The 25,653-nt window shown below is 36.0% G+C and carries 28 protein-coding genes; 15 read left to right on the forward strand and 13 right to left on the reverse strand.

Annotated elements, in window-relative coordinates:
- The first annotated feature begins 27 nt into the window (after positions 1–27).
- A complete protein-coding gene (locus tag PHX18_02725; protein ID MDD3593520.1) occupies positions 28–1,158 on the forward strand; it encodes a porin in 1,131 nt (376 codons plus the stop codon).
- 4 nt (positions 1,159–1,162) lie between these two features.
- Here the strand turns inward: PHX18_02725 and PHX18_02730 are convergent, their stop codons facing one another.
- Complete coding sequence (locus PHX18_02730) at positions 1,163–1,657, reverse strand: hypothetical protein (GenBank protein ID MDD3593521.1); 495 nt, start codon at positions 1,655–1,657, stop codon at positions 1,163–1,165.
- Positions 1,658–1,738: 81 nt separating this feature from the next.
- Positions 1,739–2,332 (reverse strand): dephospho-CoA kinase, encoded by a 594-nt coding sequence (gene coaE, locus PHX18_02735; protein MDD3593522.1) that lies wholly within the window; start codon positions 2,330–2,332, stop codon positions 1,739–1,741.
- 44 nt (positions 2,333–2,376) lie between these two features.
- Here coaE and ribD point away from each other — a divergent pair, with 44 nt between their 5' ends.
- On the forward strand, positions 2,377–3,459 hold the full coding sequence (ribD, locus tag PHX18_02740) for a bifunctional diaminohydroxyphosphoribosylaminopyrimidine deaminase/5-amino-6-(5-phosphoribosylamino)uracil reductase RibD (GenBank protein MDD3593523.1): 1,083 nt from the start codon (positions 2,377–2,379) through the stop codon (positions 3,457–3,459).
- A gap of 45 nt (positions 3,460–3,504) precedes the next feature.
- Positions 3,505–4,146 (forward strand): HNH endonuclease, encoded by a 642-nt coding sequence (locus PHX18_02745; protein MDD3593524.1) that lies wholly within the window; start codon positions 3,505–3,507, stop codon positions 4,144–4,146.
- On the opposite strand, the gene PHX18_02750 is transcribed toward PHX18_02745, so the two are convergent.
- On the reverse strand, positions 4,143–4,754 hold the full coding sequence (locus PHX18_02750) for a sigma-70 family RNA polymerase sigma factor (GenBank protein ID MDD3593525.1): 612 nt from the start codon (positions 4,752–4,754) through the stop codon (positions 4,143–4,145). The two genes, PHX18_02745 and PHX18_02750, sit on opposite strands and share 4 nt — an antisense overlap.
- A gap of 144 nt (positions 4,755–4,898) precedes the next feature.
- On the opposite strand from PHX18_02750, the gene PHX18_02755 reads away from it, so the two are divergent.
- From PHX18_02755 to rfaE2, 6 genes are read left to right on the forward strand one after another with little or no spacing between them, the layout of a single operon-like run.
- On the forward strand, positions 4,899–5,651 hold the full coding sequence (locus PHX18_02755; GenBank protein ID MDD3593526.1) for a DUF561 domain-containing protein: 753 nt from the start codon (positions 4,899–4,901) through the stop codon (positions 5,649–5,651).
- 14 nt (positions 5,652–5,665) lie between these two features.
- Positions 5,666–6,340 (forward strand): cell division ATP-binding protein FtsE, encoded by a 675-nt coding sequence (ftsE, locus tag PHX18_02760; GenBank protein MDD3593527.1) that lies wholly within the window; start codon positions 5,666–5,668, stop codon positions 6,338–6,340.
- The gene (locus PHX18_02765; protein MDD3593528.1) at positions 6,340–7,215 is read left to right on the forward strand and encodes a permease-like cell division protein FtsX; all 876 of its coding nucleotides are present in this window, start codon (positions 6,340–6,342) and stop codon (positions 7,213–7,215) included. Before ftsE ends, PHX18_02765 begins: the two co-directional genes overlap by 1 nt.
- A 9-nt stretch (positions 7,216–7,224) precedes the next feature.
- The gene (mfd, locus tag PHX18_02770; GenBank protein MDD3593529.1) at positions 7,225–10,761 is read left to right on the forward strand and encodes a transcription-repair coupling factor; all 3,537 of its coding nucleotides are present in this window, start codon (positions 7,225–7,227) and stop codon (positions 10,759–10,761) included.
- Entirely contained in the window at positions 10,758–11,834 is a 1,077-nt protein-coding gene (locus PHX18_02775) for a peptidylprolyl isomerase (protein ID MDD3593530.1), read from the forward strand. Before mfd ends, PHX18_02775 begins: the two co-directional genes overlap by 4 nt.
- A gap of 7 nt (positions 11,835–11,841) precedes the next feature.
- A complete protein-coding gene (gene rfaE2 / locus PHX18_02780) occupies positions 11,842–12,309 on the forward strand; it encodes a D-glycero-beta-D-manno-heptose 1-phosphate adenylyltransferase (GenBank protein ID MDD3593531.1) in 468 nt (155 codons plus the stop codon).
- 18 nt (positions 12,310–12,327) lie between these two features.
- On the opposite strand, the gene PHX18_02785 is transcribed toward rfaE2, so the two are convergent.
- Positions 12,328–12,738, reverse strand: coding sequence for a hypothetical protein (locus tag PHX18_02785; protein MDD3593532.1), 411 nt, complete (start codon positions 12,736–12,738; stop codon positions 12,328–12,330).
- A 116-nt stretch (positions 12,739–12,854) separates the two neighbouring features.
- On the opposite strand from PHX18_02785, the gene asnS reads away from it, so the two are divergent.
- The 6 genes from asnS to PHX18_02815 all read left to right on the forward strand — a co-directional run bounded on the left by asnS (position 12,855) and on the right by PHX18_02815 (position 18,038).
- Positions 12,855–14,147 (forward strand): asparagine--tRNA ligase, encoded by a 1,293-nt coding sequence (gene asnS / locus PHX18_02790; protein ID MDD3593533.1) that lies wholly within the window; start codon positions 12,855–12,857, stop codon positions 14,145–14,147.
- An 87-nt stretch (positions 14,148–14,234) separates the two neighbouring features.
- On the forward strand, positions 14,235–14,513 hold the full coding sequence (locus PHX18_02795) for a ClpX C4-type zinc finger protein (protein MDD3593534.1): 279 nt from the start codon (positions 14,235–14,237) through the stop codon (positions 14,511–14,513).
- Positions 14,506–16,179, forward strand: a complete 1,674-nt coding sequence (locus PHX18_02800) for a hypothetical protein (GenBank protein MDD3593535.1) — start codon at positions 14,506–14,508, stop codon at positions 16,177–16,179. The genes PHX18_02795 and PHX18_02800 overlap by 8 nt, the downstream gene beginning before the upstream one ends.
- A complete protein-coding gene (gene ruvX / locus PHX18_02805) occupies positions 16,172–16,594 on the forward strand; it encodes a Holliday junction resolvase RuvX (protein ID MDD3593536.1) in 423 nt (140 codons plus the stop codon). Before PHX18_02800 ends, ruvX begins: the two co-directional genes overlap by 8 nt.
- Complete coding sequence (locus PHX18_02810; protein ID MDD3593537.1) at positions 16,587–16,865, forward strand: DUF1292 domain-containing protein; 279 nt, start codon at positions 16,587–16,589, stop codon at positions 16,863–16,865. Before ruvX ends, PHX18_02810 begins: the two co-directional genes overlap by 8 nt.
- An 18-nt stretch (positions 16,866–16,883) precedes the next feature.
- Positions 16,884–18,038 (forward strand): S-layer homology domain-containing protein, encoded by a 1,155-nt coding sequence (locus PHX18_02815; GenBank protein ID MDD3593538.1) that lies wholly within the window; start codon positions 16,884–16,886, stop codon positions 18,036–18,038.
- Between the two features lie 68 nt (positions 18,039–18,106).
- On the opposite strand, the gene PHX18_02820 is transcribed toward PHX18_02815, so the two are convergent.
- From PHX18_02820 to PHX18_02860, 9 genes are all read right to left on the reverse strand, one after another.
- A complete protein-coding gene (locus PHX18_02820; protein ID MDD3593539.1) occupies positions 18,107–18,982 on the reverse strand; it encodes a radical SAM protein in 876 nt (291 codons plus the stop codon).
- 101 nt (positions 18,983–19,083) lie between these two features.
- A complete protein-coding gene (locus PHX18_02825) occupies positions 19,084–19,611 on the reverse strand; it encodes a hypothetical protein (GenBank protein MDD3593540.1) in 528 nt (175 codons plus the stop codon).
- A 12-nt stretch (positions 19,612–19,623) separates the two neighbouring features.
- Positions 19,624–20,757: a DUF262 domain-containing protein gene (locus tag PHX18_02830; GenBank protein MDD3593541.1), complete on the reverse strand. Its 1,134-nt coding sequence runs from the start codon at positions 20,755–20,757 to the stop codon at positions 19,624–19,626.
- A 63-nt stretch (positions 20,758–20,820) separates the two neighbouring features.
- Positions 20,821–22,329, reverse strand: a complete 1,509-nt coding sequence (locus PHX18_02835; GenBank protein MDD3593542.1) for a DEAD/DEAH box helicase — start codon at positions 22,327–22,329, stop codon at positions 20,821–20,823.
- Between the two features lie 161 nt (positions 22,330–22,490).
- A complete protein-coding gene (locus PHX18_02840; GenBank protein ID MDD3593543.1) occupies positions 22,491–22,862 on the reverse strand; it encodes a hypothetical protein in 372 nt (123 codons plus the stop codon).
- Positions 22,863–22,880: 18 nt separating this feature from the next.
- A complete protein-coding gene (locus PHX18_02845) occupies positions 22,881–23,156 on the reverse strand; it encodes a 4Fe-4S dicluster domain-containing protein (GenBank protein ID MDD3593544.1) in 276 nt (91 codons plus the stop codon).
- On the reverse strand, positions 23,153–24,451 hold the full coding sequence (locus PHX18_02850; protein MDD3593545.1) for an FAD-dependent oxidoreductase: 1,299 nt from the start codon (positions 24,449–24,451) through the stop codon (positions 23,153–23,155). The genes PHX18_02845 and PHX18_02850 overlap by 4 nt, the downstream gene beginning before the upstream one ends.
- 71 nt (positions 24,452–24,522) lie before the next feature.
- Positions 24,523–24,651, reverse strand: coding sequence for a hypothetical protein (locus tag PHX18_02855; GenBank protein MDD3593546.1), 129 nt, complete (start codon positions 24,649–24,651; stop codon positions 24,523–24,525).
- Positions 24,652–24,683: 32 nt separating this feature from the next.
- Positions 24,684–25,532 carry a hypothetical protein gene (locus PHX18_02860; GenBank protein MDD3593547.1) on the reverse strand — a complete coding sequence of 283 codons (849 nt, stop codon included), beginning with the start codon at positions 25,530–25,532 and terminating at the stop codon, positions 24,684–24,686.
- Positions 25,533–25,653: the final 121 nt, after the last annotated feature.

Raw genomic sequence — 25,653 nt, forward strand, 5'->3', positions numbered from 1 at the left:
ATATACTGATTTCTTACAATAATGCCCATGAAAAAATACTTATTTTTAACTATTTTAATAGCTTTTGTAACCGCAGGAAAGTCTTACGGTATCGTTGATATGCCGCAAAGTAAAACAAGTGAGGATAAAACTGTTATCCTTGATATTTCGGGCGAAGAGTTAAATGAGGATAGATCCGTTCAGGACGCTGTTATAGAAGAGAACAGGCTTGAAACGGGTATTTCGAAATATTATACCTTTGAAAACGGATTATTAAAGCTGCGGGTTAACGATAAATTAAATTTGGATTTTGGTTTACTTGGCAGCATGGAATGGAATAATACTCCGGCTCAGGATAATTACAATTCCAATTTCAAATTTAATACCGTTGATATTATATTATCGGGACAGTTAAAAGATAATCTTGATTATAAACTTCAGTTTTTGCCGCACAGAAATATCAATGAAAGAACTATATTGGGTGATGTTTGGACGCGTTATAAGTACAATAACCACAGTATTTATATAGGCAGAATGCGAAAACCCGTAGCTTATGAACCGACTTTTTCTCCTTATGACCTTGAATTTGCAAATTATTCCCAAATATCAAGAGATTTTGGTGATTTGAGAGATAGCGGCTTTAAAACGCAGTCCGTTTATAAATATGTCGATATAGCGACAGGTGTTTACAGCAATATGCAAGACAGACCATTTTCCTTTAGCCGGGGCGGCTATGAACTTGATAGCTGGGTGTTGTTGAAGCCGATAGCCAATTACCCCGAATTAGGTAATCTAAAGATAGGCGGGGGTTTTGCTACAGGTAAAAAAGATTATTCGTATAACATATACAGCGCTGCGGCTATTTATGATTATAAAAAATTAGGGTTAAGGGCGGAATATATAAATAAAGGTGCACCGGAATATAACCTGAAAGACACTGACGGCTATCATATAGATATGGTTTACTCTTTAACGAAGAAACTGCAGCTTGCGCTCAGGTTCGATTCGTATAATCCTGACAGGCATGCTTCAACTAAAGACCGTTCAAATGAATACGTTGTAGGCTTAAATTACTACTTAAATAACCGCAATACAATGTTTGTCCTAAATTACGCCTTTTGCGACAGGAAATATGATTCGCATCGCATAAGTCTGCAAGCAAGGTATAAGACCTGGTAGGCGGTTATTTTGTTAAACAAGCTCTTTGTGATAATTTGCCGGAACTTGGACTTCTATCTTCCCTGAGACCCACGATATTGTAAGATGTAGGGTTGAATTTTTCTATAGTAGGTCCGACTTTATTTGCTACTCCAAGTTTTCTTGCAACAGACATTATCATATTAGATGTGTCCTCTAAGCAGCCTGAATATTGTGCTAATCTTGCTACTTCTTCAAGATATTGCTCCTGGTTATACTTGCTTCTTATGTCTTTAAGGTTCAGGATTGCCGATGTAACCAAAAGTTCAGGATTGTCTATTTCTATGCCAAGGTTTTGGGCATTTTTGACTTTTATGGCTATAGCATTCATTTTATCTGCCGCAATAGACTCCGGCATTTTGCTTACTCGGATTATATCATCCATTAATGAATCGAAGCCTATAGTTTCCCTATTTTGAAAAAAATCTCTTTCTTTTTGAATACCTTGAAATTTTACATTGGATACAGAATTAATAATCATAAACAAAAGTCCTTATAAAACATTACCTTACCATAGAAATGCAGAACAAAAAAATATTTGTTAGTCTTTTGAAAAAACTCTTTACATTTTTAACAATTCTTGCAAGATATTTTCAAAACTTTCGTATAATTTTGCCAAATCAGCGTTGTTTTCAATTACAAAGTCAGATTTTAATATTTTTTCAAGCTCGGGGTCTTGGGCATTAATTCGTGCAAGCGCTGTTTTTTCATCCATATTATTGCGGGACTTTAAACGCTGCAGCCTGATTTTTTCATCCGCACTTACAAATATGATAGAATCAAAAAGATTCTCCATTTTTGCTTCGAAAAGGAGCGGTACAGATACTACAGCTAAATCTTTATCCGTGTTATTTTTAAAAAACTTTAAAATTTCTTCCCTGACTTTGGGGTGTAAAATACCTTCAAGTCCTTTTTTTAAGTGTTCGTCAGAAAAAATAAGCTGCGATATTTTTTTCCTGTCAAATTTACCTTTCTGTAAAAATATGTCATAATCTTTAAATAAGCAGGCGGCTTGCGAGATAATTAGTCTATCATTTTCCAGCAATTCACGGCAAACCATATCTGTATCTAAGACAGGGTAGTTTGCTTTAGAAAAAAAATTTTCAATTTGAGATTTTCCGCTTGCAATATTTCCGGTAAGTGCTATTTTTTTCATAATGGAATTATGAAATAAAATCAGTTTTTTGTAAAAGGGAAGATATGAATTTAGAATACTTTATGAAAAAATGCATACAAATTGCAGAAAAATCGAGCGGGCATGTTTCCCCCAATCCTTTGGTAGGTTGTGTAATCGTTGATGATTGCGGGAATTTGGTATCACAGGGACGCCACAAAAAGTACGCAGAGGCGCATGCAGAATATAGCGCTCTTAAAAAAGCGGGCGCCAAGGCAAAAAATGCCACGTTATTTGTCAATCTTGAGCCTTGCAATCACCACGGGAAAACTCCCCCATGTTCTAAATTCATAATCAAAGCGGGAATAAAAAAAGTCGTGATAGGAAATACTGACCCCAATGTCAAAGCAATGGGCGGTATTGAAGCCCTTACTATGGCGGGTATAGACGTTAAGGTAGGAATTTTGGAAGAAGAATGCAGAAAATTAAACGAGATATTTTTCTGCAATTTTGAAAAGAATAAGCCCTTTATTGCAATTAAAACAGCCACAACTCTTGACGGTAAAGTTGCAACTAAAACGGGTGCAAGCAAATGGATAAGCTGCAAGGAATCAAGGCTAAAAGTTCACAGGCTGAGAAACAGGTACGATGCCATTATTACTTCTTCGACTACGGTAATCAATGACAACCCTGCTTTTACTTCCCGTATTCCACGGGGTAGAAATCCTATAAGAGTAATAGTGGACAGAGAGCTTAAAACCCTTCCGGATTCAAAAGTTTATTTTACCAACACATCAAAAATCTATGTAGCGACAGACAAAGATATCCCTCAGGAAAAAATGGAAAAATATCCGGAGCATGTGAATTTTATTAAGTGTCCGTTGAAAGAAGGGCATGTTGATTTGAATTTTCTTATGAAGGAACTGTTTAAATTAAAAATATGCAGTATTTTAGTTGAGGCAGGCGGGATATTTTCTGCGGCAATGTTAAAAACTAACAAGGTAGATAAAATCTATCAGTTTATCGCCCCCAAAATCATAGGGGAACAGTCCGCAAGAGGGTTTGTAGACGGCTATTGTATAGATGATATTGATAAGGCTTTGAAGTTTGAAATCCGTCAAGTTGAACATTTTGATAAGGATGTTATGCTGGAGCTTTACCCGCAATAGCAAATTTTTTCTCTGACGGTTTTTAAAGCAATCGAAGGAGTGTCTATGCATTTATATTCTATCGCTGCTGCAAATACATTCAGAGGTAAACCTTACAGCCTTTTTGAAAAAGAGGCAAATCTTCCATGCGCAAGCTGCGGTGAAGTGATGCTCACTAAACAGGATATTAAGGATATTTCAAATTTAAAATCTAACGAAGACTTGGCAGATGTCTTTGAAACTTATCTGGACAGGCTTCCTATAGAACGCCGGCATTCTGTTGTACATCTTATTTCAGAGCTTCAAAAACCTGAAAACAAATCTAATACCCTGCAACAGCTTGCTTTTAAGGTGCAGGACCGTTCATTTAAGCTTCGCGGACAAAACAATTTTGAAACAACTTTCAACATACTAAGCCCTGCCTTAAGCACAATAGACCATATCCAGCCTACATCACTGGCGGGTGAAAATGCTAAATATAATTTGGTTCATATGTGCAAAAGCTGCAATGAGCAGCGGGGAAATATGAGTTATGACGCATTTATTCGAATAAACCCGTCACTTCAAAATAACATGCAAAAGTTTATAAACAGTGTAAAAAGAATGCTGCTCCAAACCAAAAACTCACAACAGCTTGAAAGTATCAAAAATTATTTAACAAGCGTTCAGGGTACTTTGAATAACAACGGCATAGAAGTTATTGTCTAAACTAAAGACTGCCGCTGCAATTCTTTTTTTATTTTCTCAAGCGCATTTTGAATAATTCTTGTAATTCTTGAAGGTGAAAGCTCAAAATCACACGACAGCTCTTTGAGTTTTTTATCCTGAAAAAATCTTGCCTCTACTATTTCTTTATAACGCGGCGGAAGTTTTTTAATAGCTTCTCTTACCGCCAAATTAATCTCCGAAAGTTCAACCGTTTCTTCGGGAGAATAACCGTCAGCAGCTATGTGCGTAGGGTTATCACCTTCTGACATTTCGTCAATTGATAATATTGTTTCATAAATCGCTTCTCTTACCGTTTCTTTATCAAATTCTTTATCGCTTGATTTGGAAGAATACCAATTGTACCTTTTTCTAAGCTCGTTTCGTATCGCCCATTTAATGGCGGTTGAAAGGTAAGTAGTGTTAAATTCTTTCGTCGGGCTTTCTTCCAGTAATGTATGTATGGTAATGATAGCGATATTTTGAAATTCCGAAAAATCAACAAAGTAATTGTTGTTTAGTCTTTTATATTCAACTTTACTGACTACATCAATTAAATCGAGATAGTCTTTATAAGTCCTTTTAGGTATGGTTTTTCGTGATAAAGTCATGTCGTGCAATCAACTATAAAATAAGAACGCTAATATGAATATAGTTAAATATATACTATAAAAACAGGGTTTTGTAAAATTGTTTATTTAAAACGGGTTTTTTGGTACAATAAATTACGAGATATCACATTAAAGGATTTTAAAATGAACAGGATTGAACAATTCAAGCAAGATTTAAAAGATAAAAAAGCAGTAAAAATAATTGCAGGTATTGATAATTTTGACGCCGAAAAAGTAAAACAGGTAGTTACGGCAGCTTCTAAAGCGGGAGCAAGCGCTGTTGATATAGCATGCGACGAAGCCTTGATTGCTATGGCAAAAGAAATTTCAGATATTGCCGTTTTTGTATCCTCCACTTCACCTAAAATGCTGCAAATGGCAAAAGAAAACGGTGCAGATGCTTTGGAATTGGGCAATTTTGATGCGCTTTACAAAAAAGGTTTAAGAATCGGAGCGCAGGAAGTTTTTGAAATGGCAAAAGAAACCAGAGAACTTGCAGGCTATGATATTTTCTTCTCCGTAACAGTTCCCGGGCATATTAATATAGAAGAGCAAATTAAACTTGTAAAAAAACTTGAAGCTCTTAATGTTGATTTAATTCAAACAGAAGGCGCAAGCGTTAATAATATTTTCAAAAACGATACAAGGAATTTGAGCGAAAAAATTACGCTGACTGTTTTTAATACGGTTGAAATTAAGAAAAATACAACTATCCCCGTAATGACAGCCAGCGGAATTACACCTGCTACAGCTAGTGTACCTTTTGAAGCAGGCGCTGACGCCATTGGTGCAGGTTCTTGTATAAATAAGCTTAACTCTGTTGCAGAGATGGTTGATACTATATTAAAAATTAATGAAAAAGCAGGTTTGTCAAAATTTGCAAAAGAGTTGGTATAAAATTATAATGTATTATGATTAAACTTGTTGACGTTACAAAAAATTATAGTGATACTTTTGCATTGAAAGATGTAAATCTTGAAATAGCAAAAGGAGATTTTGTATTTTTGGTAGGTTCAAGCGGAGCCGGAAAATCAACCCTTATGAAGCTCTTGTATAGAGAGGAACTCCCTTCTGAGGGTAAGGTTTACGTCGGCGGAGTAGATGTTTCCAGAATATCTACGGCAAAAGTTCCCAATTTAAGAAGATGTATGGGGATAATCTTTCAGGATTATAAACTGCTTCCCAATCAAACTGTTTATGATAACGTCGCTTATGTGATACGAACATTGGGTATGAGTTCCCGCGATATAGATATGAGAGTTAAAGGCGCTGTAAAAATAGTAGGGCTTTCTCATAAACTCCACTCCAGACCTACCGAACTTTCAGGCGGAGAACAGCAAAGAGTAGGTATTGCAAGAGCAATTGTAAACGGTCCGCCTCTTTTAATTGCGGATGAACCTACGGGTAATCTCGACCCTGCCACCTCTATGGAGATTATGGAAATTCTTGACCAGATTAACAAACGTGGAATTACTATAATCGTTTCAACACATGACCATGCAATAGTTGACCATTACAGAAAAAGAGTTATTACGCTGGATGCAGGTCGGGTCATACGCGATATTGAACATGGGACTTACGACTAATGAAAAAAAACAGCCTAAAAGCATTTATAGCCGAAATTCGTATCTCCGTGAGGGTGATGCTTGAAACCATAAAGCTTCTTACCCAGGCGGGATGGATGAATTTGGTTGTAATTACTACAATGGCAGCTATTTTAAGCATATTTGGCGTTCTGTTCAGAACCAGTCTTGCTATGTCTTCTTTTATAGAGAGTATAGGTTCGGATTTGGAAATTTCCGTTTATATAAAAAGTAATGCCGCCACACGAGATGCTATATTTAAGATAAAAAATATACCTGAGGTAAGCAAGGTTACGCTTACCTCAAAAGAAAAAGCCTGGTCTGATATGAAAAGACAAATGAAAGTTCCCGATATCAAAAATCCGCTGCCCGATACTTTGCATGTTAAGCTGAAAAAACAGGCATATTCAGATGTTGTCATTTCTAAAGTTAAAAAAATGGATGAAGTCGAAGATGTAAGGTTTACAAAAGATTTGTCAGACAGGATAAAAATGGTAAGTGATATAGGCAAGATTGTTACCGTTGTAGTTTTGATAATTTTAGGCAGTTTAACAATGTTTATTATAAGCAATACCATCCAGCTTGCTATACAATCGAAACGCACTGAAATTGAAATTATGCGCTTTATGGGAGTTTACAACTGGTACATTAAAGCCCCGTTCATTCTTCAAGGCGGAATTTACGGTTTATCGGGTGCGATTTTAGCCTTAATACCGCTAAATATCACCCAATCTTACATAGAGCGTGCGGCAGCATTTTTTGGCATCAGCTCCAATCCTTTATCCATTAATTTAGTTATGCTGAGCTTGTTTGCTATGGGCATTATAGTTGGCGCAGGCGGTAGTATAATGTCTATAAGAAAGTACTTAAAAGTTTAACTTTTTACTATGAATAACAACCCTTTTGACAAATTTATTTTTGATACTTTAGATAATGCTAAAGTAGTCAAGTCCGTTATAAATAAGCTCGAATTAAATTCAAGCCTTGCTTTAAGCGGTTTATCATCAACCGCAAAAGCTGTGTTTGTTTATTACCTCTCGGAAAAATTAAACAAACCCGTTTTTTTTGTAAGCTCTACCATATCAAAAGCGTTGAATTTTTATAATAAATTTAACCTTATTTCTCAAGACGAAAATAGTTATAAATACTTTGAACCGCAGGAAACTTCACCTTATCAGCTTGTTTATTCAGACGGGTTAAACTATAAAAATGAGCTTGAAAACCTGCGTGATTTTAAAAATAACAGGACAAAAATCCTTACAACAAATGCTAACAGCCTTTTAACTTTGTATAATACAGAAGATTATTTTGAGAAAAACTCGATTGTTTTTGAAAAGAAAAAGGAATTTGATTTTGACTCTATATCAGACAAGCTCGTTACTCTCGGTTATAGAAGGGAAGCAATGGTCAATGATGTAGGGGAATTCAGCCTCAGGGGTGATATTCTGGACATTTATCCCGTGAATGACAGCCCTGTCAGGATTGAGTTTTGGGGTGATGAAACAGAAAGCATACGCTATTTTGATATCAATTCTCAAATGACAACGCGTTTGACCGACAAAGTTACCGTTAATCCTGCGTACAAGCTTGTTATAAATGATACAAAAAAATTGAAAGAAAAGCTTATAAAAAACTTTGAAATACAAAAAAAAGGGCTGTCAGATACTTACAAAGAAAGTTTTGAATTTTGGTTTAACTCTGCTCTTGAAGCGCTTGAAGAGGAAAAATACTTTGAAGGTATAGAATATTTTTCTTCGTTTTTAAATCCCAAAATGAACAGTATATTTGATTTTATGCCTGAAAATGTTCTTATTATTTTTGATGAAGCACATGAAATTTTGGCAAAATGCGAACTTTTAGACCACAAGTTGATAGCGGAATACGAACGGAATATAACAGAAGGTTTGGCATTGAAGCTCAACGCACTGAACCATCTGGAGTTTAAAAACCTGCAAAAAGAACTTGCCAGACACAATCGTTTGAGTTTAAATAGCTTTATAGACTTTGATGTCGACAATTATATGACAATTGACGCTTCGTTACTTCCGAGGTTTGATACAAACAGTTTTGAACTTGGCGATTTTACCCAAAATGAATTGAGAAATAGGCAAAATATCATTATAACTACCCAGTACCCTGCAAGAATTGAAGAGATTTTAAAAGAGCAGGAAGTGCCTGTGAAAAATGGCGGCAAATTGGAAGCAAATTGTGTAAATATAATAAAATCGGAGCTTTATGAAGGGTTTGCATCAAAGGATTTGAACCTCGTATTGATAACGGACGTTGAGCTTTTTAATCGTAAAATTAAAAAGCCTACTATCGCTAAAAAACTTTCTAAAAAAGAAAACATAGACTTTATTTATTCCATAAACGACCTTAAAGAAAATGACCTTGTTGTCCATTCAATGCACGGTATAGGCAGGTATCTGGGGCTTTCGCAGCAGGAAATAGACGGTGAATTAAAAGATTACTTAAGTATTGAATATGCAAATTCTGACAGGCTTTACATCCCGGCAGAGCAGATTAATATGCTTTCACGCTACAGGGGTTCAAATTCAATCCCTCCGAAGCTTTCAAAAATGGGCGGCGGCGACTGGAATAGTACAAAAAGCAAGGTTAAGAAAGCTATTGATAATATTGCGGAAGACTTGCTGCGTTTGTATGCAAGAAGGGCTAAGCAGGAGGGTTTTGCTTTTTTCGCCGATACGTTGTGGCAAATGGAAATGGAGGATGCATTTTTGTATACGGAAACTCCCGACCAAATGCAGGCTATTATCGATACCAAAAATGACATGGAAGCTGCAAAGCCCATGGATAGGCTTATTTGCGGAGATGTGGGATTTGGCAAAACAGAAGTGGCCTTGAGAGCTGTTTTTAAGGCTGTAATGTCAGGTAAACAAGCGGCATTTTTAGCGCCTACGACGATTTTAGCCCAGCAGCATTACCAGAGTTTGAAGGAAAGATTCGCCCCTTTTGCCGTTAAAATAGAGCTTTTATCAAGACTTAAAACTCCTAAAGAAACTAAAAATATACTTAAAGAAACCCTAAACGGAGAATGTGATGTTGTAATAGGGACACACAGGCTTTTGCAAAAGGACGTTGAATTTAAGAATCTCGGGCTTGTAATTGTTGACGAAGAGCACAGATTTGGTGTTGCCCATAAAGAAAAACTTAAACAGTACCGCTCAAACGTTGATGTTTTAAGCCTTAGCGCTACGCCAATTCCGAGAACGCTTTATATGTCCATGTCGGGAGTAAGAGATATGAGCCTTATAAATACCCCTCCTGTAAACAGGCTTCCGGTTAAAACTTTTGTAGGGGAGTATAACCCTGCTTTTGCCGCTACTGCGATTAACTATGAAATTGAACGTGAAGGACAGGTTTATGTCCTCTATAACAGGGTTCAAAGTATTTATAAGTTTGCTGAAGATATAAAAAAACTGGTACCTAATGCAAGAATAGCAGTAGCACATGGGCAAATGCCGCCAAAAGAGCTTGAGAGTGTAATATATGATTTTTCCGTAAATAATTATGATGTTCTGGTCTGTACAACCATTATAGAATCAGGTATAGATATCCCTAATGCAAATACCATTCTGATATATGATGCGGACAAATTCGGATTGGCGCAGCTTTATCAGCTCAGGGGCAGAATAGGAAGAAGCGACCGTCAGGCTTACGCTTACTGTTTCTACAGAAAAGACAAAGTTATAACGCAGGAAGCCGTAAACAGGCTGAATGCAATAAAGGATTTTACGACTTTAGGTTCAGGCTATCAAATCGCAATGCGGGATCTTGAAATCAGAGGTGTGGGAAATATTCTCGGTTCGCAGCAGCATGGTCATATGGTGAGTGTAGGGTTTGATGTTTATTGCGATATGCTGGAAGAAGCCGTAAGGACTTTGCAGGGTGAAAAAGTAGAAAAGAAAGAAACTCCCGTTATTGATATTAATATAACAGCATATATCCCTGATGATTATGTCAACGATAAACAGCAAAAAATGATAGAATACAAGCGTTTAGCCGATACCAAAAGCATAAAAGAACTTGAAATGCTAAGATTTGAATGGATAGACAGGTTTGGTAAAATACCTGATGTTGTCGAACCTTTGCTTCAGATTATTAAACTGCGTCTTTTGGCGGCGGATATTTCGGTGAAAAGCGTTAAAGAAACCTTTAGCGATGTGAAAATTTACAGTGATTATTCAAAGGCGGAATGGCAAATAATAACAAAAAACATGGATTATTCAATGTTAAAGAATTTGAGGTTTACCGAAAATAAAATGACTAACGCTGCAAGCATGTCTGTTATTCACATTGATAATTCTAAAATTAGCCCAAAAGAATTATTGGATTTATTGGAGTATTTATTCTATTATATAAAGGAATTACAAGAGAGTATTTTCACAAAGGAGCAGACATGAAAAAATATATTTTAAGCGTACTGTTAGTAGGTATTATGGTTATATTCAGCGGATGCAATCTCTTCGGACAAAAATCCGCAAACGAAATTGTTATAACCGTAAACGGCGGAGAAATAACCAAAAAAGATATTGATACGCTTATAGACAGACAAATGAGTTCTCCCTTGATGGCAAAGGTAGACAAAAAATCATCTGAATATAAAATGATGTACCTTGCGACAAAAGATAAAGCGGTAAGCGAAGCTATCGTTAGAAGATTAATTAATGACGAAATAATAAAAAGAAATATATTAGTTTCACCGGAAGAATTTCAAAAGTACCGACAAAGTATGATTGATCAGGTTGGCGGTGAAGAAAACGTAAAAAATATATTGAAACAAAATAACCTTACCGAAGACGATTTCAACGCAATGGCTGATGAGGATATAAAAACCAATAAACTTATTAATTCTATTTCTCCAATCTCTGTAACGGAAAAAGATGCGGAAAAATTCTATCAGGATAATAAAGCTTCTAAATTCACGCATACTGAACAGGTTAGAGCAAGCCATCTGTTAATTAAAGAGCCTAAAGCGGGTCAAATGGAAAAAATTCTTGAAGAGGCTAAAGCCCCTAATGCTGATTTTGCCACCATTGCAAAAAAATACTCTGAAGACCCCGGTAGCGCTGCGAATGGCGGAGATTTAGGATTTTTCCAAAAAGACCAAATGGTAAAGCCGTTTGCAGATGCAGCGTTTGCTATGAAACCTGATACAATAAGCGATATTATTAAAACAGACTACGGTTATCACATCATAAAAGTAACGGACAGAAAAAAAGCAGGCGTTACACCTTATGATGAAATTAAAAATGAAATCAAAAAATATCTTGAAGACCAAAAGAAAGTTGAAGTTATCAAAAAATTCATTGACGGTAAAATGGCTACGACTGATGTAAAATATCTTGATGAATCTTATAACCCCGAAAATATAAAAGCAGAACTGCAAAAACTTGCTCCGCCATTGCCTCAAGGGTTATTTGACCCGAGCAAAGCTCCTAAAGAAGAGCCTCCGGCCGAAACTAAAGGTGAATAATTAACAAATGGGTCTGGTATTAACTATAAATCAATTAACCGAAAAGCTAAAAGAGCTTAAAGACAAAGGTAAAGTAATAGTATCCACTAACGGATGTTTTGATATTTTGCATGTCGGGCATGTCAGATATCTGCAAATGTCCAAAGCACTGGGGGATATATTGATTGTTTGCTTGAATTCCGATGCTTCCGTAAGAAAATTAAAAGGCGATTCGCGCCCTTTAAACAACGAAAATGACCGTGCGGAAATTTTGGCGGCTCTGGATTGTGTTGATTTTGTGGTTATCTTTGAAGAAGACACGCCTGTAAGCTATCTTGCTCAAATAAAACCTGATATCCATACTAAAGGCGGGGATTATGATATAAAAAATCTCCCTGAAGCCAAAGTGGTTGTGGATAACGGCGGGATATTAGAGTTTGTGAAATTTGTAGACGGAAAGTCTACCACTAATATTGTTGAAAAAATGAAATCTTAAGATTTTGATATTTCATTTTTAATTTCTTCCCCAACTATGTCTGTAATTATAGACTTTTTCTGCGAGTTCTCTTACCGACATATCTCCTTTTTTAGGGGTAACGTTAGAAATAGCCAGCCTGCAGGGTTTACCTTTTAACAGAGCAGAATTTATTTTTTGTTCAAAAATTGTTAAATCAGCGGAATTTAAGCCTATATCAGCACTTAAACGTTGATGTGGAAATACCGCTACACCTTTTTGTTTTTGCAAAAGCTGGGCTATTTTTAGGTGAATTTCTCTTATTTCTTTCATCTTAGGCGAAAAATTAATTGCACTGAATGAAACTGTATCTTGGGCTAAAGCCTTCGTTTTTTGAAAAGATTGGTTATTTGGGGAATTTTTTTGTTGATTTGCTGAAGAAGTATTAAATGTGATAGCGTTAATATTCATTTTTCCTCACTTTATACCTGACCATGTTCTTATATTAATTACAAACAAAAATTAATTTGCTAGTATTTTGAGAAAAAATATTTTATCATAGTTACATAGCTTATCAGAGGGAAAAAATGAAAGAAATCAGAATTAAAGATGTCGCTGACTACGAAGGACAAGAAGTAAAAATTAAAGGCTGGGTTTATTCTAACCGCTCAAGCGGAAAACTCCATTTTTTGCAATTACGTGACGGTTCTGCTGAAATTCAGGCGGTTATTTTTAAGAACGATGTAAGTGATGAAATATTTCAACTGGGCGATAAAATTACGCAGGAAACTTCAGTTGAAATAACAGGTATCGTAAATAAGCATGAGCGCTCGAAAATAGGCTTTGAAATCGCGCTGAGAGATTTGAAAATCATAGGAGAGAGTGTCAATTACCCAATTTCACCCAAAGAACATGGTGTTGACTTTTTGATGCAAAATAGACACCTTTGGCTCAGATCGCCAAGACAAAGGGCTATTTTGAAAATCAGGCACAATATTATAACTGCCGTGAGGAAATTCTTTGATGACAATGATTTTACGCTTGTTGATGCTCCTATTTTTACACCTTCTGCCTGCGAAGGAACAACAAATTTGTTTGAAACAGACTATTTTGATACAAAAGCATATTTAACCCAGAGCGGGCAGCTTTATATGGAAGCCGCCTGTATGGCTTTAGGCAAGGTATATTGCTTTGGACCTACTTTCAGAGCAGAAAAGTCTAAAACAAGAAGACACTTGACCGAATTTTGGATGGTAGAGCCGGAAGTGGCTTTTAACGATATTTACGACAATATGGATTTAGCTGAAGACTTTTTGGTCTATATAGTAGATTACGTATTAAAACATTGCAGAGCAGAGCTTGAAGTTTTAGAGAGAGATATTTCCAAACTGGAAAAAATTCAAAAGCCTTTTGCAAGAATAACATACGATGAAGCTATCGAAATCCTGAATAAAAAAGGAAATGATACCCCATGGGGCGAAGACTTTGGCGGAGATGAAGAAACTATTATTTCGGAAGAGTTTGAAACCCCTGTTATGATTTATAAATACCCTGCAGAAGTAAAAGCTTTCTATATGAAGCAGGACCCGGAAAATCCCAAACTGGCGATGTGTGTTGATGTTATAGCGCCTGAAGGCTACGGAGAAATAATCGGCGGCGGACAAAGAGAAGATAATTTAGAATTACTTCTGTCCAAAATAAAAGAACATAGCTTGCCGCAGGAGGCCTTTGAGTGGTATCTTGATTTAAGAAGGTACGGAAGTATTGAGCATGCGGGTTTTGGTCTTGGTATAGAACGAACGGTAGCATGGATTTGCGGACTTCATCATGTCAGAGAAACCATTCCGTTTCCAAGGCTTATGGATAGAATAAGACCATAGATGAAAGTTCTTATAAGCTTAGTATTTTTGACTTGCGCCACTGCACAAGCTATAATTTAAAAGTTATTTATAAAATGAGAAATAATAATGCCAGACGAAGAAGAAAAAGTTGTATCTTTATCGAATGCAAGAAATAAGGATAAAAATAAACAAAAAGAAGAAACTCCAAATGAACCCGTGTATTGTTCTTTTTGCCACAGACCAAACACTCTTGTTGTTAAGATGATACAAGGTCCGGGAGTGAATATTTGTTCGGAATGCACGATGATAGCCGTTCAATATTTTATTCTGGAAGATAGAATCCCGTCAAGTGAAGCAAAAAAGATTTTGGATGCGCTATGGGGTGCAGGAAAAAATAATGACTAAACAAAAGCAGGACTTAAATAAACTCCAAATCCGTTCCATGCTTCTTAGTATTCTTGAAGACTATAAAGAGGCGGAAGATTTCAGGGTAAAAAAACATCAAAATAATGTCGAAGCGCTTGATGTAGTGGAAGACAGATTAAGTGTTATTGAACTGCTATTGAAAGAACTGCTGGTTAGCGACGGAATCAGGCTTGATGCTATTACAATTTTGCTTAGCGATTTTGCCACTCTTGAAGAAGTTGAGTCCGTCCTTTGGGAAATGCTTCAAAACAGGAATATAGAAGATAACAAAAAGTCCTCTATTTTAAGTCTTTTAAGAACCTTAGGGGGCAAAATAGACTCTAATATCCTGTTTAACTGTTTTAACAACCCTGATGAAATGGTGGATAAAGAAACCAAAGATTTTCTTAACGTAGCAACAGTGAATCCCGAAGCACAGATAGATTTTCTGGATTTTCTTTCAGCCTTGAGCGAGCCTGAACAAATACAACTTTTAAAGTCGTTGAAAGATGATTATGAGGGTGATGAGCTTGCAGGAATTTTAGCCCCTACGCTTCAATCTAATCCGATATTTAAGGTTAAAGAGCTGATAGTGGAAATATTAGGGGATACAAAATCATACCTGAGCGTTGCACCTTTAAAATATTTGCTTAAGTCCGTCAATGAGGATGAACTAAAGAAAAAAGCGTTAAAAAGTCTGAATTTGTTAAAAGATGCAGGTATAGAAATAGACAATAATGAGAAGGTGTATTTAAGAGAAAAGGAAATATGCGAAACAACTGTCCCGTATAAGGCTTTTTTGAGCCAAATTGACGGTGCGGGCAACCAGGGTATTATATTTAGCAGGATAAACAAAAAAGATTTTATAGAGGTATTTAGCACTGTTATTAATATTTCAGACGGTATTATTGACTGCTTCGGTTTTAGCGCCATTACAAAAGAAGAATTTATAAAAGTTTTAGAGCGTTTCAGGTCCAGCGATATTGTCGTTCCTGTTGCACCGGAAGTTGCCAAGGCAAAATTATCTAAGGCGCAGGCAATCAATCAGGTTAAAGACTATTCTACCCCTTATGAGTACATTTGCTGGAAGGCGTACTTATATGACGTAGAGGACGAAGAAATTAATTTTAACGAGATAATGACACAGCCGATGGAGATTTTAACCCCCGTGGATCTTGAGGTGCTATATGATACAGAATGTTTTGACAGCTGGTTCTTTGAATATAACGATACGTCTTTAACAGACGAGATTATAGAGTTTGCAATAAAGAATTTCACCGCTCCCGGTGAAAATTATATCCAATTGCTGGAGGATAAATTTTCTGAACTTTACAGCGAAATATTTACTCCGGATAAGATAAAAATATATTCACAAATGTTAAAGGAATCAGCGTATGTGTTTTATCGCAACGACCAGTTTGTAAATGCAAATCTTGCGTTAAATTTGGCAAATATCATTAAAAAAGGTGAAAATAAATTTTTAAAAGATATATTAAGACGTTCTATTTTGCAATATACGGCGGACATAATAGCACAGGAAGAAAAGCCGCCAACCAACAGGTTTATAGCTTTGAGTAAAGAAGCAAAACCGGCGTTGACGCAAGAAAAAGCTTTTGAACTGCTGGAATTTTTAGAAACACAATGGGGCGGGAAATATTTTGAATAGAGTATTAGGACTTGATATAGGCAAAAAAAGAATAGGCATAGCAGTATCAGACCCGCTTTTAATAACCGCACAGCCTTTGGACACAATATTGAGAGAACCTGAGGAGGCTGCTCTTGCAAAAATTCGGGAACTTTGTAATTTTTACAATGTAAATAAAATAATAGCAGGCCTGCCAAAGAATATGGACGGAACCGAGGGGCAACAGGCTTTGGATTGTAAAGAATTTGCCGAAAAAATCACACAAAAAACCGATATTAATGTTATATTAGAAGATGAAAGATTAACCAGCAGGCAAGCTGAATTTACTTTAAGACAACAGAATAAAAAATATACCAGAAACAAAGGTATGGTTGATAAAATATCAGCTATCCTAATATTACAACAGCACTTAGATAAGGAAAGCAAAAATGGATAACAACGAAGAAAGAATTGTTTCTACAAAAGGAGAAGACGGCAAAGTTCAAAATTTTGAAATCGTTGATGTTTTTACGGTAGAGGGGCAGGACTATGCTGCTTTAATCCCCGTAGATGAAAACGGTGAAGAACAAGAAGGCGACGAACTCATATTAATGCGTTTCATAGAGGAAAATGACGATTATACTTTTGAAGAAATAGAAGATGATGAAGAATTTAACAAGGTCGCCGAAGCATTTGAAAATGAATTCGATGACGACGATGAAGAATAGTTAAATCAGGGGAAGATTATGAAAAGATTTTTAAAAGCACTCTTATTTGCGCTATTTGTGGTGAATATTCTTACATTTAGCGTATTTGCAAGAGATTTTTCGGATTTGGATAATACCCACTGGGCTTATCCGCAGATAGAAATTATGGCTAAAGAAGGTGTTTTAGCCGGTTATCCCGACGGCACGTTCAGGCCCGATGCATTAGCTACAAGAGCTGAATTTGCAACTATGGTAATCAAGGCTTTATCTCAGGAACATTCTCCCATTAAAAAAGAGATTAATTTTCTTGATGTGCCGTATTCTCACTGGGCATATAGTACGATTCAAAGAGCCGTTTATTTTGATTTGATAACAGGATTTCCTGACAATACGTTTAATCCGGAGGGCAATGTATTAAGAGCAGAAGCTGTTTCAGTGGCGATATCCGCACTGTCAACGCAGGACATATCTCTTGATAAAGCAAAACAGGTCCTTATTGAACAGTATGCTGACTATGTATATATTCCCGAATGGATTATAGTAAGCGCAGGCAAAGCCGAAATTATCGGCATAGTAGCAAAAGTTCCTCAAAAAGAAAAAGAATTTGCAGCTAACAGACAGGCTACAAGAGCGGAACTTGCCGTGCTTCTCTTTAGAATGAGAGAAGAAGCTAAACTGAACCCTAACGCTAAGTTAAGAGAAGCTATGCGGCCTAAAAAAGGACCCGGCGTTATTTTGCCTGATGCGATTGTTAAAGGTTCAGTAGGTACAATCCCTGCGGGTTCTTTTGTGCCAATCGTGCTTGTTAACCCGCTAAGCAGCCAAAAAAATGAAGCCGGAGAAATCTTTATCGCCAATGCACCGCAAAATCTTATTTCTAAAGAAGGCTATATCCTGGTACTCCAGGGCAGCAATGTAGCCGGTGAAATTACCGATGTAAAAGTGGGAAGATACTTTGTTAGAAACGGTAAAGTTATGCTTGAAACCGAGCTTATAACTACCCCAATCGGTCAGAAAACAGACTTTTTCGGAAGCATAGACACTACACCAAAGAGAAATTGGCTTGCAAGAATATTGCGTGCAATTTTCAAAGGCGGCAAAATTAACCTTAAATCAGGCAGTGTGGTTTATGTGAAACTACAGGAAGACATAACAGTTGACCTCTCCTGCGGTTGGATAATTCCTAAAAAATAGGGGCTGACTAAAAAATAATTTGAGGCTGTCGATTGACAGCCTATTTCTTATTTTATTAAAACAGTTATTTACCCGAACAGTTTCTCGCGTTTTTTTACGCAATCTACACAGGTTTGAGTTTCGAGGTAGACTTTTTTGGACACATCATGGATACTGTCGCCCAGCCTTCCTCTCGGGTCGTTGACCAAAGCCGGACACGAAAATACTCCGTCAATGCTTAATACTCTTGAATTTTTGCAGTCAAGAAAGGAAGTTCCCGTATCGGCAAGCTCTTGAGGGGTTAAAACCTCTTTGGTTTTTGATATATTGTAATATTTCGCATAATCTCCCAAATACAGCATCGGCAAAATTTTAATATCATCTTGCGGCAGATGTATACCTTCCCTTTCAAATAATTTAGAAAAACCGTCAAGCAAGACTTCTTCGGATTCATGTTTAATATTTATACAGGCAAGCTGAACTTTAAAGTTATACTTTTGCAGGTTTATTATTGCATTGACTACTTTTTTAAAGACGCCTCTTGCTCTGTATTCATCGTTACGCCCTTCCGTAAAATGGTCAAGGCTTAATCTGAAAGAAAGCTCGTTTGCGTAAGAATTTTGTATTTGTTTTAAGACTTTAATCTTTTTCTCATTGAGAAGAGTTCCGTTTGAATGTATTTCAACAGGAGCATAATTAAGACAAAGCTTAATGATATCATTAATTTTTTTGTGTATAAAAGGTTCACCGCCTGTTAGAATTATCTTTTTTAAGTCTTTTAACTCAGCTTCCTGAAGCTCGTTAAATATCTTTTCTACCTGCAAAAAATTTCTCTTTCTAAAATCTTGATAACAATTTAAAAAGCAATGTTTACACTTCAAATTACATGCTATGTTGCTTAACTGTAGCCAGATTATTTCCAGTTTTGATAATTCACAGCATGGGGCTTTGTATGTTAATTGCACAATAAAATCTCCTAATCTCTACCTATGCAAATAATATACCTTGATATAAATTGATTTTGAATAGCCGTTATTGATATAAAATTCTTGCCCGGGTGAGGTATTTACATAGTAAATTTTTTCATGATATCTTGAGCAAGTACCTTTGATTTGTCTTTTAAATCCTCTAGTGTACCGTCATTAGCTACCATAAAATCCCAGTCTGTTACCTCATCTAATAAAGTTTCGGTAGGGTCGTCTTCTTTGACCAAAAACCCTCTTCTTGCTCTTTGAGATTGAGGCGATTCCACTCTGACAGATATGGCGCCGTTTTCTTTGAATACCTGCATTTCATGCGGAACGCGCATATCGGGTACTATAACGTTTTTCTCCTGTTCAATTATTTTTTTAAGCCAATAATCGGGGTCTTGAGCTCTGCCCCAATCGCCAAGCCCTATTAAATCCGCTCTATATCGGGATTTGTTATTTTCTATTTCTTCCAAAGTAAGATTTTTTTGTTTGCCGTATTCAAGTTTAATGGCATCACCAAGCCCTATTCTTATAAAATCAGGTAAAAATTCCAACAGGAATTTTGCAACCGTATCTTTGCCCGAAAATTGTTTACCTGATAAAACTATTATTTTTTTTGACATAATTCACCTTTCTTATGTTGGTTTTGCAATCATTTTCCCTATATTTTTACTTAATTTACGAAAATCGATAACTTCTTCATTTGCGGCTTGTCTTGTTATTATATATTGAAGAGTATTGTTTAAAATATCAAGGAACACTTCTCTGCTTATTAAGTTATTTTCAAAATCATCTACAATTTCAAGCAAAAACGGATATACTTCTTCCGTTCCCATTGCATTAATTTGTCTTATGGTGTTAGCTAATTCAGGTATAAAATCAGCTTTTTGTATTCTTAAAAAATACTGGGAAAATTTTACAAACTCGGCAATAATTTCTTCTGCTGTTTTGTAGTTGCGTTTATAGTTATAAAATTTGTTAAATTCGTTGCTTATATTTTTAACTTCAACATTATTTAACGTATTCACAGATAGGTAGGCGCACATAAATTTTTCAAACAAAGCTTCATCGTTAGAAAATGACGTTTCAAGAGTAGTCCAGTAGTTTTTATAAATATTGTCCTGCTGTGCTGCGGAGATTCCCATTAGAATATAGTTCTTTGTTCTTTCAAACAGATTTAAAGCTTTACCTGTAGAGTTTAAGCTGTCAAAAATAAGCTGAGGGTTATCCTTTGTATTTAAAGTAACTTTTACTATTTCAAATTTACGCAGTGTTAAAAAATAATCTTCAAGCTCATATTTTTCGTTTTTAATCCGGGCATAAAAATATCTGTAAGCTTCGGCAAATATGGAATTATCAATTTGTGCAAATTTTTTATCGGAAAGTACCGATAAGTAAGAACTGAATTCCGGTATGCGAAAAACTATTTTTGGAAGTTTGGCTTTACCTTGCAGAGAAAGAAGAAGGGCTTCCTTGTGTTTTTTTGCGGCAAAAAAATCACATAAAGCACAAATTAACAGAGAGATTGCAATAAGCCTTTGCTGACCGTCTATAAGAGTAAAGTACGTAAAATTATTTTTGTCCGGTTTTAAGACAAAGATACCGTAAAAATGGGATGAGATTTTTTTATTGCGCAATATACTCCCGATGTCTGAAAATAACTGTTCCCAGTGAATTTTTCCCCAAGAGAAAGACCGTTGAAATACAGGTATTTCAAACTTATCCGCTGATGATAAAAGAGTGATTATATCGGTTGTTTTTGCTTCCATAAAATAATTATCAACAATTTTTGCTTAAAAAGCCAGATTGTAAATAATTAATAATGTTGCACTTTAACCCTTTTTCTTATTTTTCTTTGAATTTAAGAAACTTTTTTTATCAACATCTCTTTTATATTTGCGCGATTTATTTTTATTGCCTGAAAAATCATTGTAATTATTATCTTTCTTTTTATTGTGGTTAAAATGCTTTTTATACCCGCCTTTATTTTTTTTAGGAAGGTCAACTTTTTCAAACTCTTCAAAGTTAACATTTTCATCAAAGTTTTCGGCTTCTTTTTCAAGCATTATTTTCAAAAGCGCTGCCGCAACATCTATTGAAGTACACTCATCGCCCATAATCATTTCCACGTGGTTCACAAAACTTGACAGATGTGATTCTTCAATAACGGTTTTTATTTCATCAGAAATTTTATTGATTTTAATAGTTTCAAGTTCGGTTAAAGTAGGGATATTTTGCCTTGTAATAAGTGCGCCGTTAGATTTTTCTATTCTTTTTAAATTATAGATTTGTTTGCCGGATACAAAAGTAAAAGCCTTTCCTTTTTTACCGGCTCTGCCTGTTCTCCCTATTCTGTGTGTATAATCCTCATCATCACGAGGCAAATCATAATTAATTACCGCTTCTACATCGTTTACATCTATCCCTCTGCCTGCAACATCCGTAGCAACGAGGATTTCCGTCGAGCCTGAGCGGAAGGATCTCATTATTTTTTCTCTTTGATTTTGGTTCATATCACCATGCAGACCGTCTGCAAAATACCCTCTTGTTTTAAGCGTTTCTACAAGTTCATCAACCTGGCTTTTTGTATTACAAAAGATAAGGCACAGTTTAATATTATGTAAATCTATTAATCTGCTGACTAATTCAGGCTTGTTTTTATTTAAGACCTCAAAATAAACTTGCTGGATACGAAGGGGGTTTGCTTTTTCGGATATGACATTTACGATAACGGGATTTCTTTGATAGTTTTTGGTCAGGCGCAGAATATCCTTCTCCATAGTTGCACTAAACATAATTGTTTGTCTTTCTTTCGGAGAATCTTTTAGAATAGTTTCTATATCTTCTCTGAAACCCATATCAAGCATCTCATCAGCTTCATCAAGCACAACTGTTTTTATAGTCGAAATATCTATAGAGCCTCGTCTTAAATGATCCATGGTCCTGCCCGGGGTTCCGACTACAACTTGAGCGCCCTTTTTTAAAGCTTTTAATTGTGTTTCTATTTGTTGTCCGCCATATACAGGAACAATGTTTATTTTTTCCTTGTATTTTGCAAGATTTTTTATTTCCTGGGCAACTTGTAATACCAATTCTCTGGTGGGGCATAATATTATAAGCTGCAGCCGTTTGGAATTGTGGTCGATTTTTTCTAAAGCGGGAATCCCAAAAGCAGCGGTTTTGCCTGTACCTGTATGTGCTTGCCCAACAACATCTTTACCTTCCAAAATCAAACCTATGGTTTTAGACTGGATAGGTGAGGCTTCTTCAAAGCCCATTTTCTTTATTGCTTTTAACATTTCATCGCTAAGAGCAAACTCTTCAAATTTCAAATTCATCATAATTTAAATTTCCTTATCTTGCTAGATTACTGTTTGCTTACTCCTTACAAGAATTTTGCAAGATATTGGAAATAAAAATATGACTACATTCAATATCGCCAGTAAAAAAGAACACTGTTATGAGGATATTGTATCACAGAGAAATGAAAAGCCTAACTTTATTATTCTTCATTTTCTAAATCTGAGTTATCAAGTTCATCGAATTCTTCGATGATTTTTTTTGCAATTTTTTTTGTAATTTTATCCTGCATGGCGGCGGGGCAGTTTTCAAGCATTTGAATAGCTGTTCTTAATGTGTTGTCGGCATCGTACCAGCGTGAATTGCCTTTTTCTATATGACCGTATTTAACCGCATCCATGATGTCTTCTATAGACTTAAACTGGTCTGAATCTATGTGGTGCTCAATTATCACTTTCATTAAATTCATTGCCATCTTTATTTGGAAATCATCACCGCTTTCTTTTAAAATTCTCATTGATTTAGACAAAACAGGATCCCTGTCATACCATCTTCTGATTAGTTCCTCAGCCATCTTTAACTCCTTTCACCCTTAACTTGACTTAAATGTAACACCCTTAGAATCACTCGGATAACGCCAGGCAATAGATTTTTGAACACAGGCTATTTTACAGGCACCGCATTCCAAACAATTTTCAAACGCTACAAGAAGTTTATGTTCTTCTTCACTCCATTCGTAAACACATGCAGGACAAACATGCTCACATACCCTGTTGGTGCATTTTGCACATTTTGTTTGGTCGGGGATTAAATGAGATTCACTGTCCGCTTTATATTTTAATGTAGCAAGTAAATCATCTATGTTCATAAAAGAATCTCCATTATAAGCTTGGCTATTTTAACTGCGTCGGAACCCAGCCCGAATATTCCCCGCTCTTTTATTACTCCCCGTATAAATGTCCAGTATTTTTGTTTTTTTGGAATTCCGTCCGTGGAAGTAAAAAATTTAAAGAACTCGTTTAATTTTTCGGGGTAAAATTTAAGCAGTGTTTTTGAATTATTTTCAATTAACGGCATAAAGTTTCTATATGTTTTTAAATCTTTCATAACAAAACTCTCATCAAGCAGTTTTTTATATTTTTTCAAAGTTTTTCCCGAGTAATCGTTTTTATCCAAAGCCTCAACAGCCGCCAAGGCTGCAAACTTCCCGCTCATCATAGCAAGGTTTGCTCCTTCCCAATGCAGGTTATTAACCAGCATTGCAGCGTCGCCGATAACCATAACCCCGTCATCATAGAGTTTCCCTACCGAATGATAGCCGCCTTCGGGAATCATATGCGCTGAATATTCTTTCAATTCGGTATCTTTTATAAGCGGATTTATAAGCGGGTGTTCTTTTAATTTGCCAAGAAGCTCATGAGGCCTTATTTCTATATTATTAAGGTCTTCCAATGTGATGCCTATTCCTATTGAAATACTGTTTTGGTTGGTGTATATAAAAGCCAGCCCTGCCATACCAAGCATAGGTCCGCCCATAATGGTATAAGCCGAACCGGTGTTGTCTGAAAGCCTGAAGCGTTCTTCTATGGTTTCTTTAGGCAATGTCAAAAGATGTTTAACAGATAAAGCAACATCTTTGGGCTTGATATCTTTTTGAAGTCCTATTTGCTGTGCCAAAAGAGAATTTACACCATCAGCGACCACCGTTAAGGGGGCATAGAATTCTTCTTTTGCTGTTTTTATACCTGCTACTTTGCCGTCATATTTAATCAGTGATGAGACAACCGTTTGCGGGATAAAATAGACGCCTTCTTTTATTGCCTGGTCAACGCACCATCGGTCAAATTTTGACTTAGAGGTGGAAAAACTTTCGTAGGGTTCCTGCGGATTAACATAGCCTATAAAAGTACCGTCTTCTTTCCCTAATATTGCGTAGTTATGTCTTGTAATAAATCTTTCTATAGGCGCGCTGTTGAGTAAATCGGGATAAATTTCCTGAGCCGCTTTAATATGGACAGCACCGCCGAACATATTTTTTGCGCCTGCAAAGTCGCCGCGGTCGATAAGAGCGACTTTTTTACCTGCACGAGCCAGCGTAATAGCACACGCACAACCTGCGCTGCCTGCTCCTACTACTATTACATCTACATCCGTTTCAAACATTTATAACCTTAATATTCTATAGAGCTATTATACAATATTAAGTCCTCTTTTCAAAACACCGACTTGGCGGATTATTTTACTCTCGGATGATTTGTATGAGAAAGCACGATTTCCTGATATTCGGCTTTATCAATATCCAGACCTTTAATCACGATTTTAGTTTTTTTATTTTGTTTTTTATCTTTTTTCGCTTCTTGCATAGTAATTACAATTTTATAACAAAAAAAATCTTTTATACTTTTTGCCATACTGCCGCAAATTCCGGATTATCTCTAAATACAGGCATAAAACCGGTTTGTTGTAAAACTTTTTGTACTAATCCGTCATCTAAGGTTTGAAACATTTCATTGTTCCCTAAGACAAAAATCCCATTTTTGGATAGCTTGCGGCGAATATCTCTAAAAAGATCTTCTAATATTTTTTGTGATTCTTCTTTTGGAAAGGGAAGCCTGCATGGCTTTGAAGGTAAATCGTCTGTAATTAAGTGATATAAGGCATTTCTAAACAGAAATATATCTACTTGTCCATCTTTTGCCAAATTATCCGGTTTTACTATATCACCTTCCACAAAATTACATAACAACGCCTTTTCAGGTCTTACTTTATAGTAATTTGTTTCCTTTTTAGGCAGATATTTTCCGAGCAGTTTGAGTTTTATTTTTTCCATTAAAGAAATTCTTTCTTTAGGCACGGAGGTAGGCTCGAAGAAGCTGTCAAAAAGTTCTTTACACTTCTTTTGGTATTCCTGTAATTCCGAGATTGGTTTGAAGGAAAGAAAAGAATCTTTGTATGCATCATAAAAATCCTCCAGATATGGATTAAGCTTTATCTTGGATATTGGAAATACTCCTTTTTTTGCTTCCTCAATAGCGCTTTTACCTATATCAAAGCCTGTTATTTGTACTTTTTTGGGAAAATCCTGAAAAAGCATTGCCAACGACCATGTTTCTTCGCCGGTAGAGCAAGCCCCATCTAAAATTCTTATTATTTGTTTATTTGCAAACATTTTTTCCGCATAATCTCTTACAAAAGCCAAACCCGATAACTGCCTAAAAAAAGCTGTTTCTTGTATTAATTTCATCGAATTACAATTTTCTAATCTCAGCCGGCCGCTGAATGAAGGTACGGCTTGATTTAATTTAAGACGGCAGGATATTTTGTCCTTATCTAAACACGGAGAATTATTCAAATAATTACCATAA

It is taken from the genome of Candidatus Gastranaerophilales bacterium (assembly GCA_028696075.1).
GTDB lineage: Bacteria > Cyanobacteriota > Vampirovibrionia > Gastranaerophilales > JAILCC01 > JAQVHS01.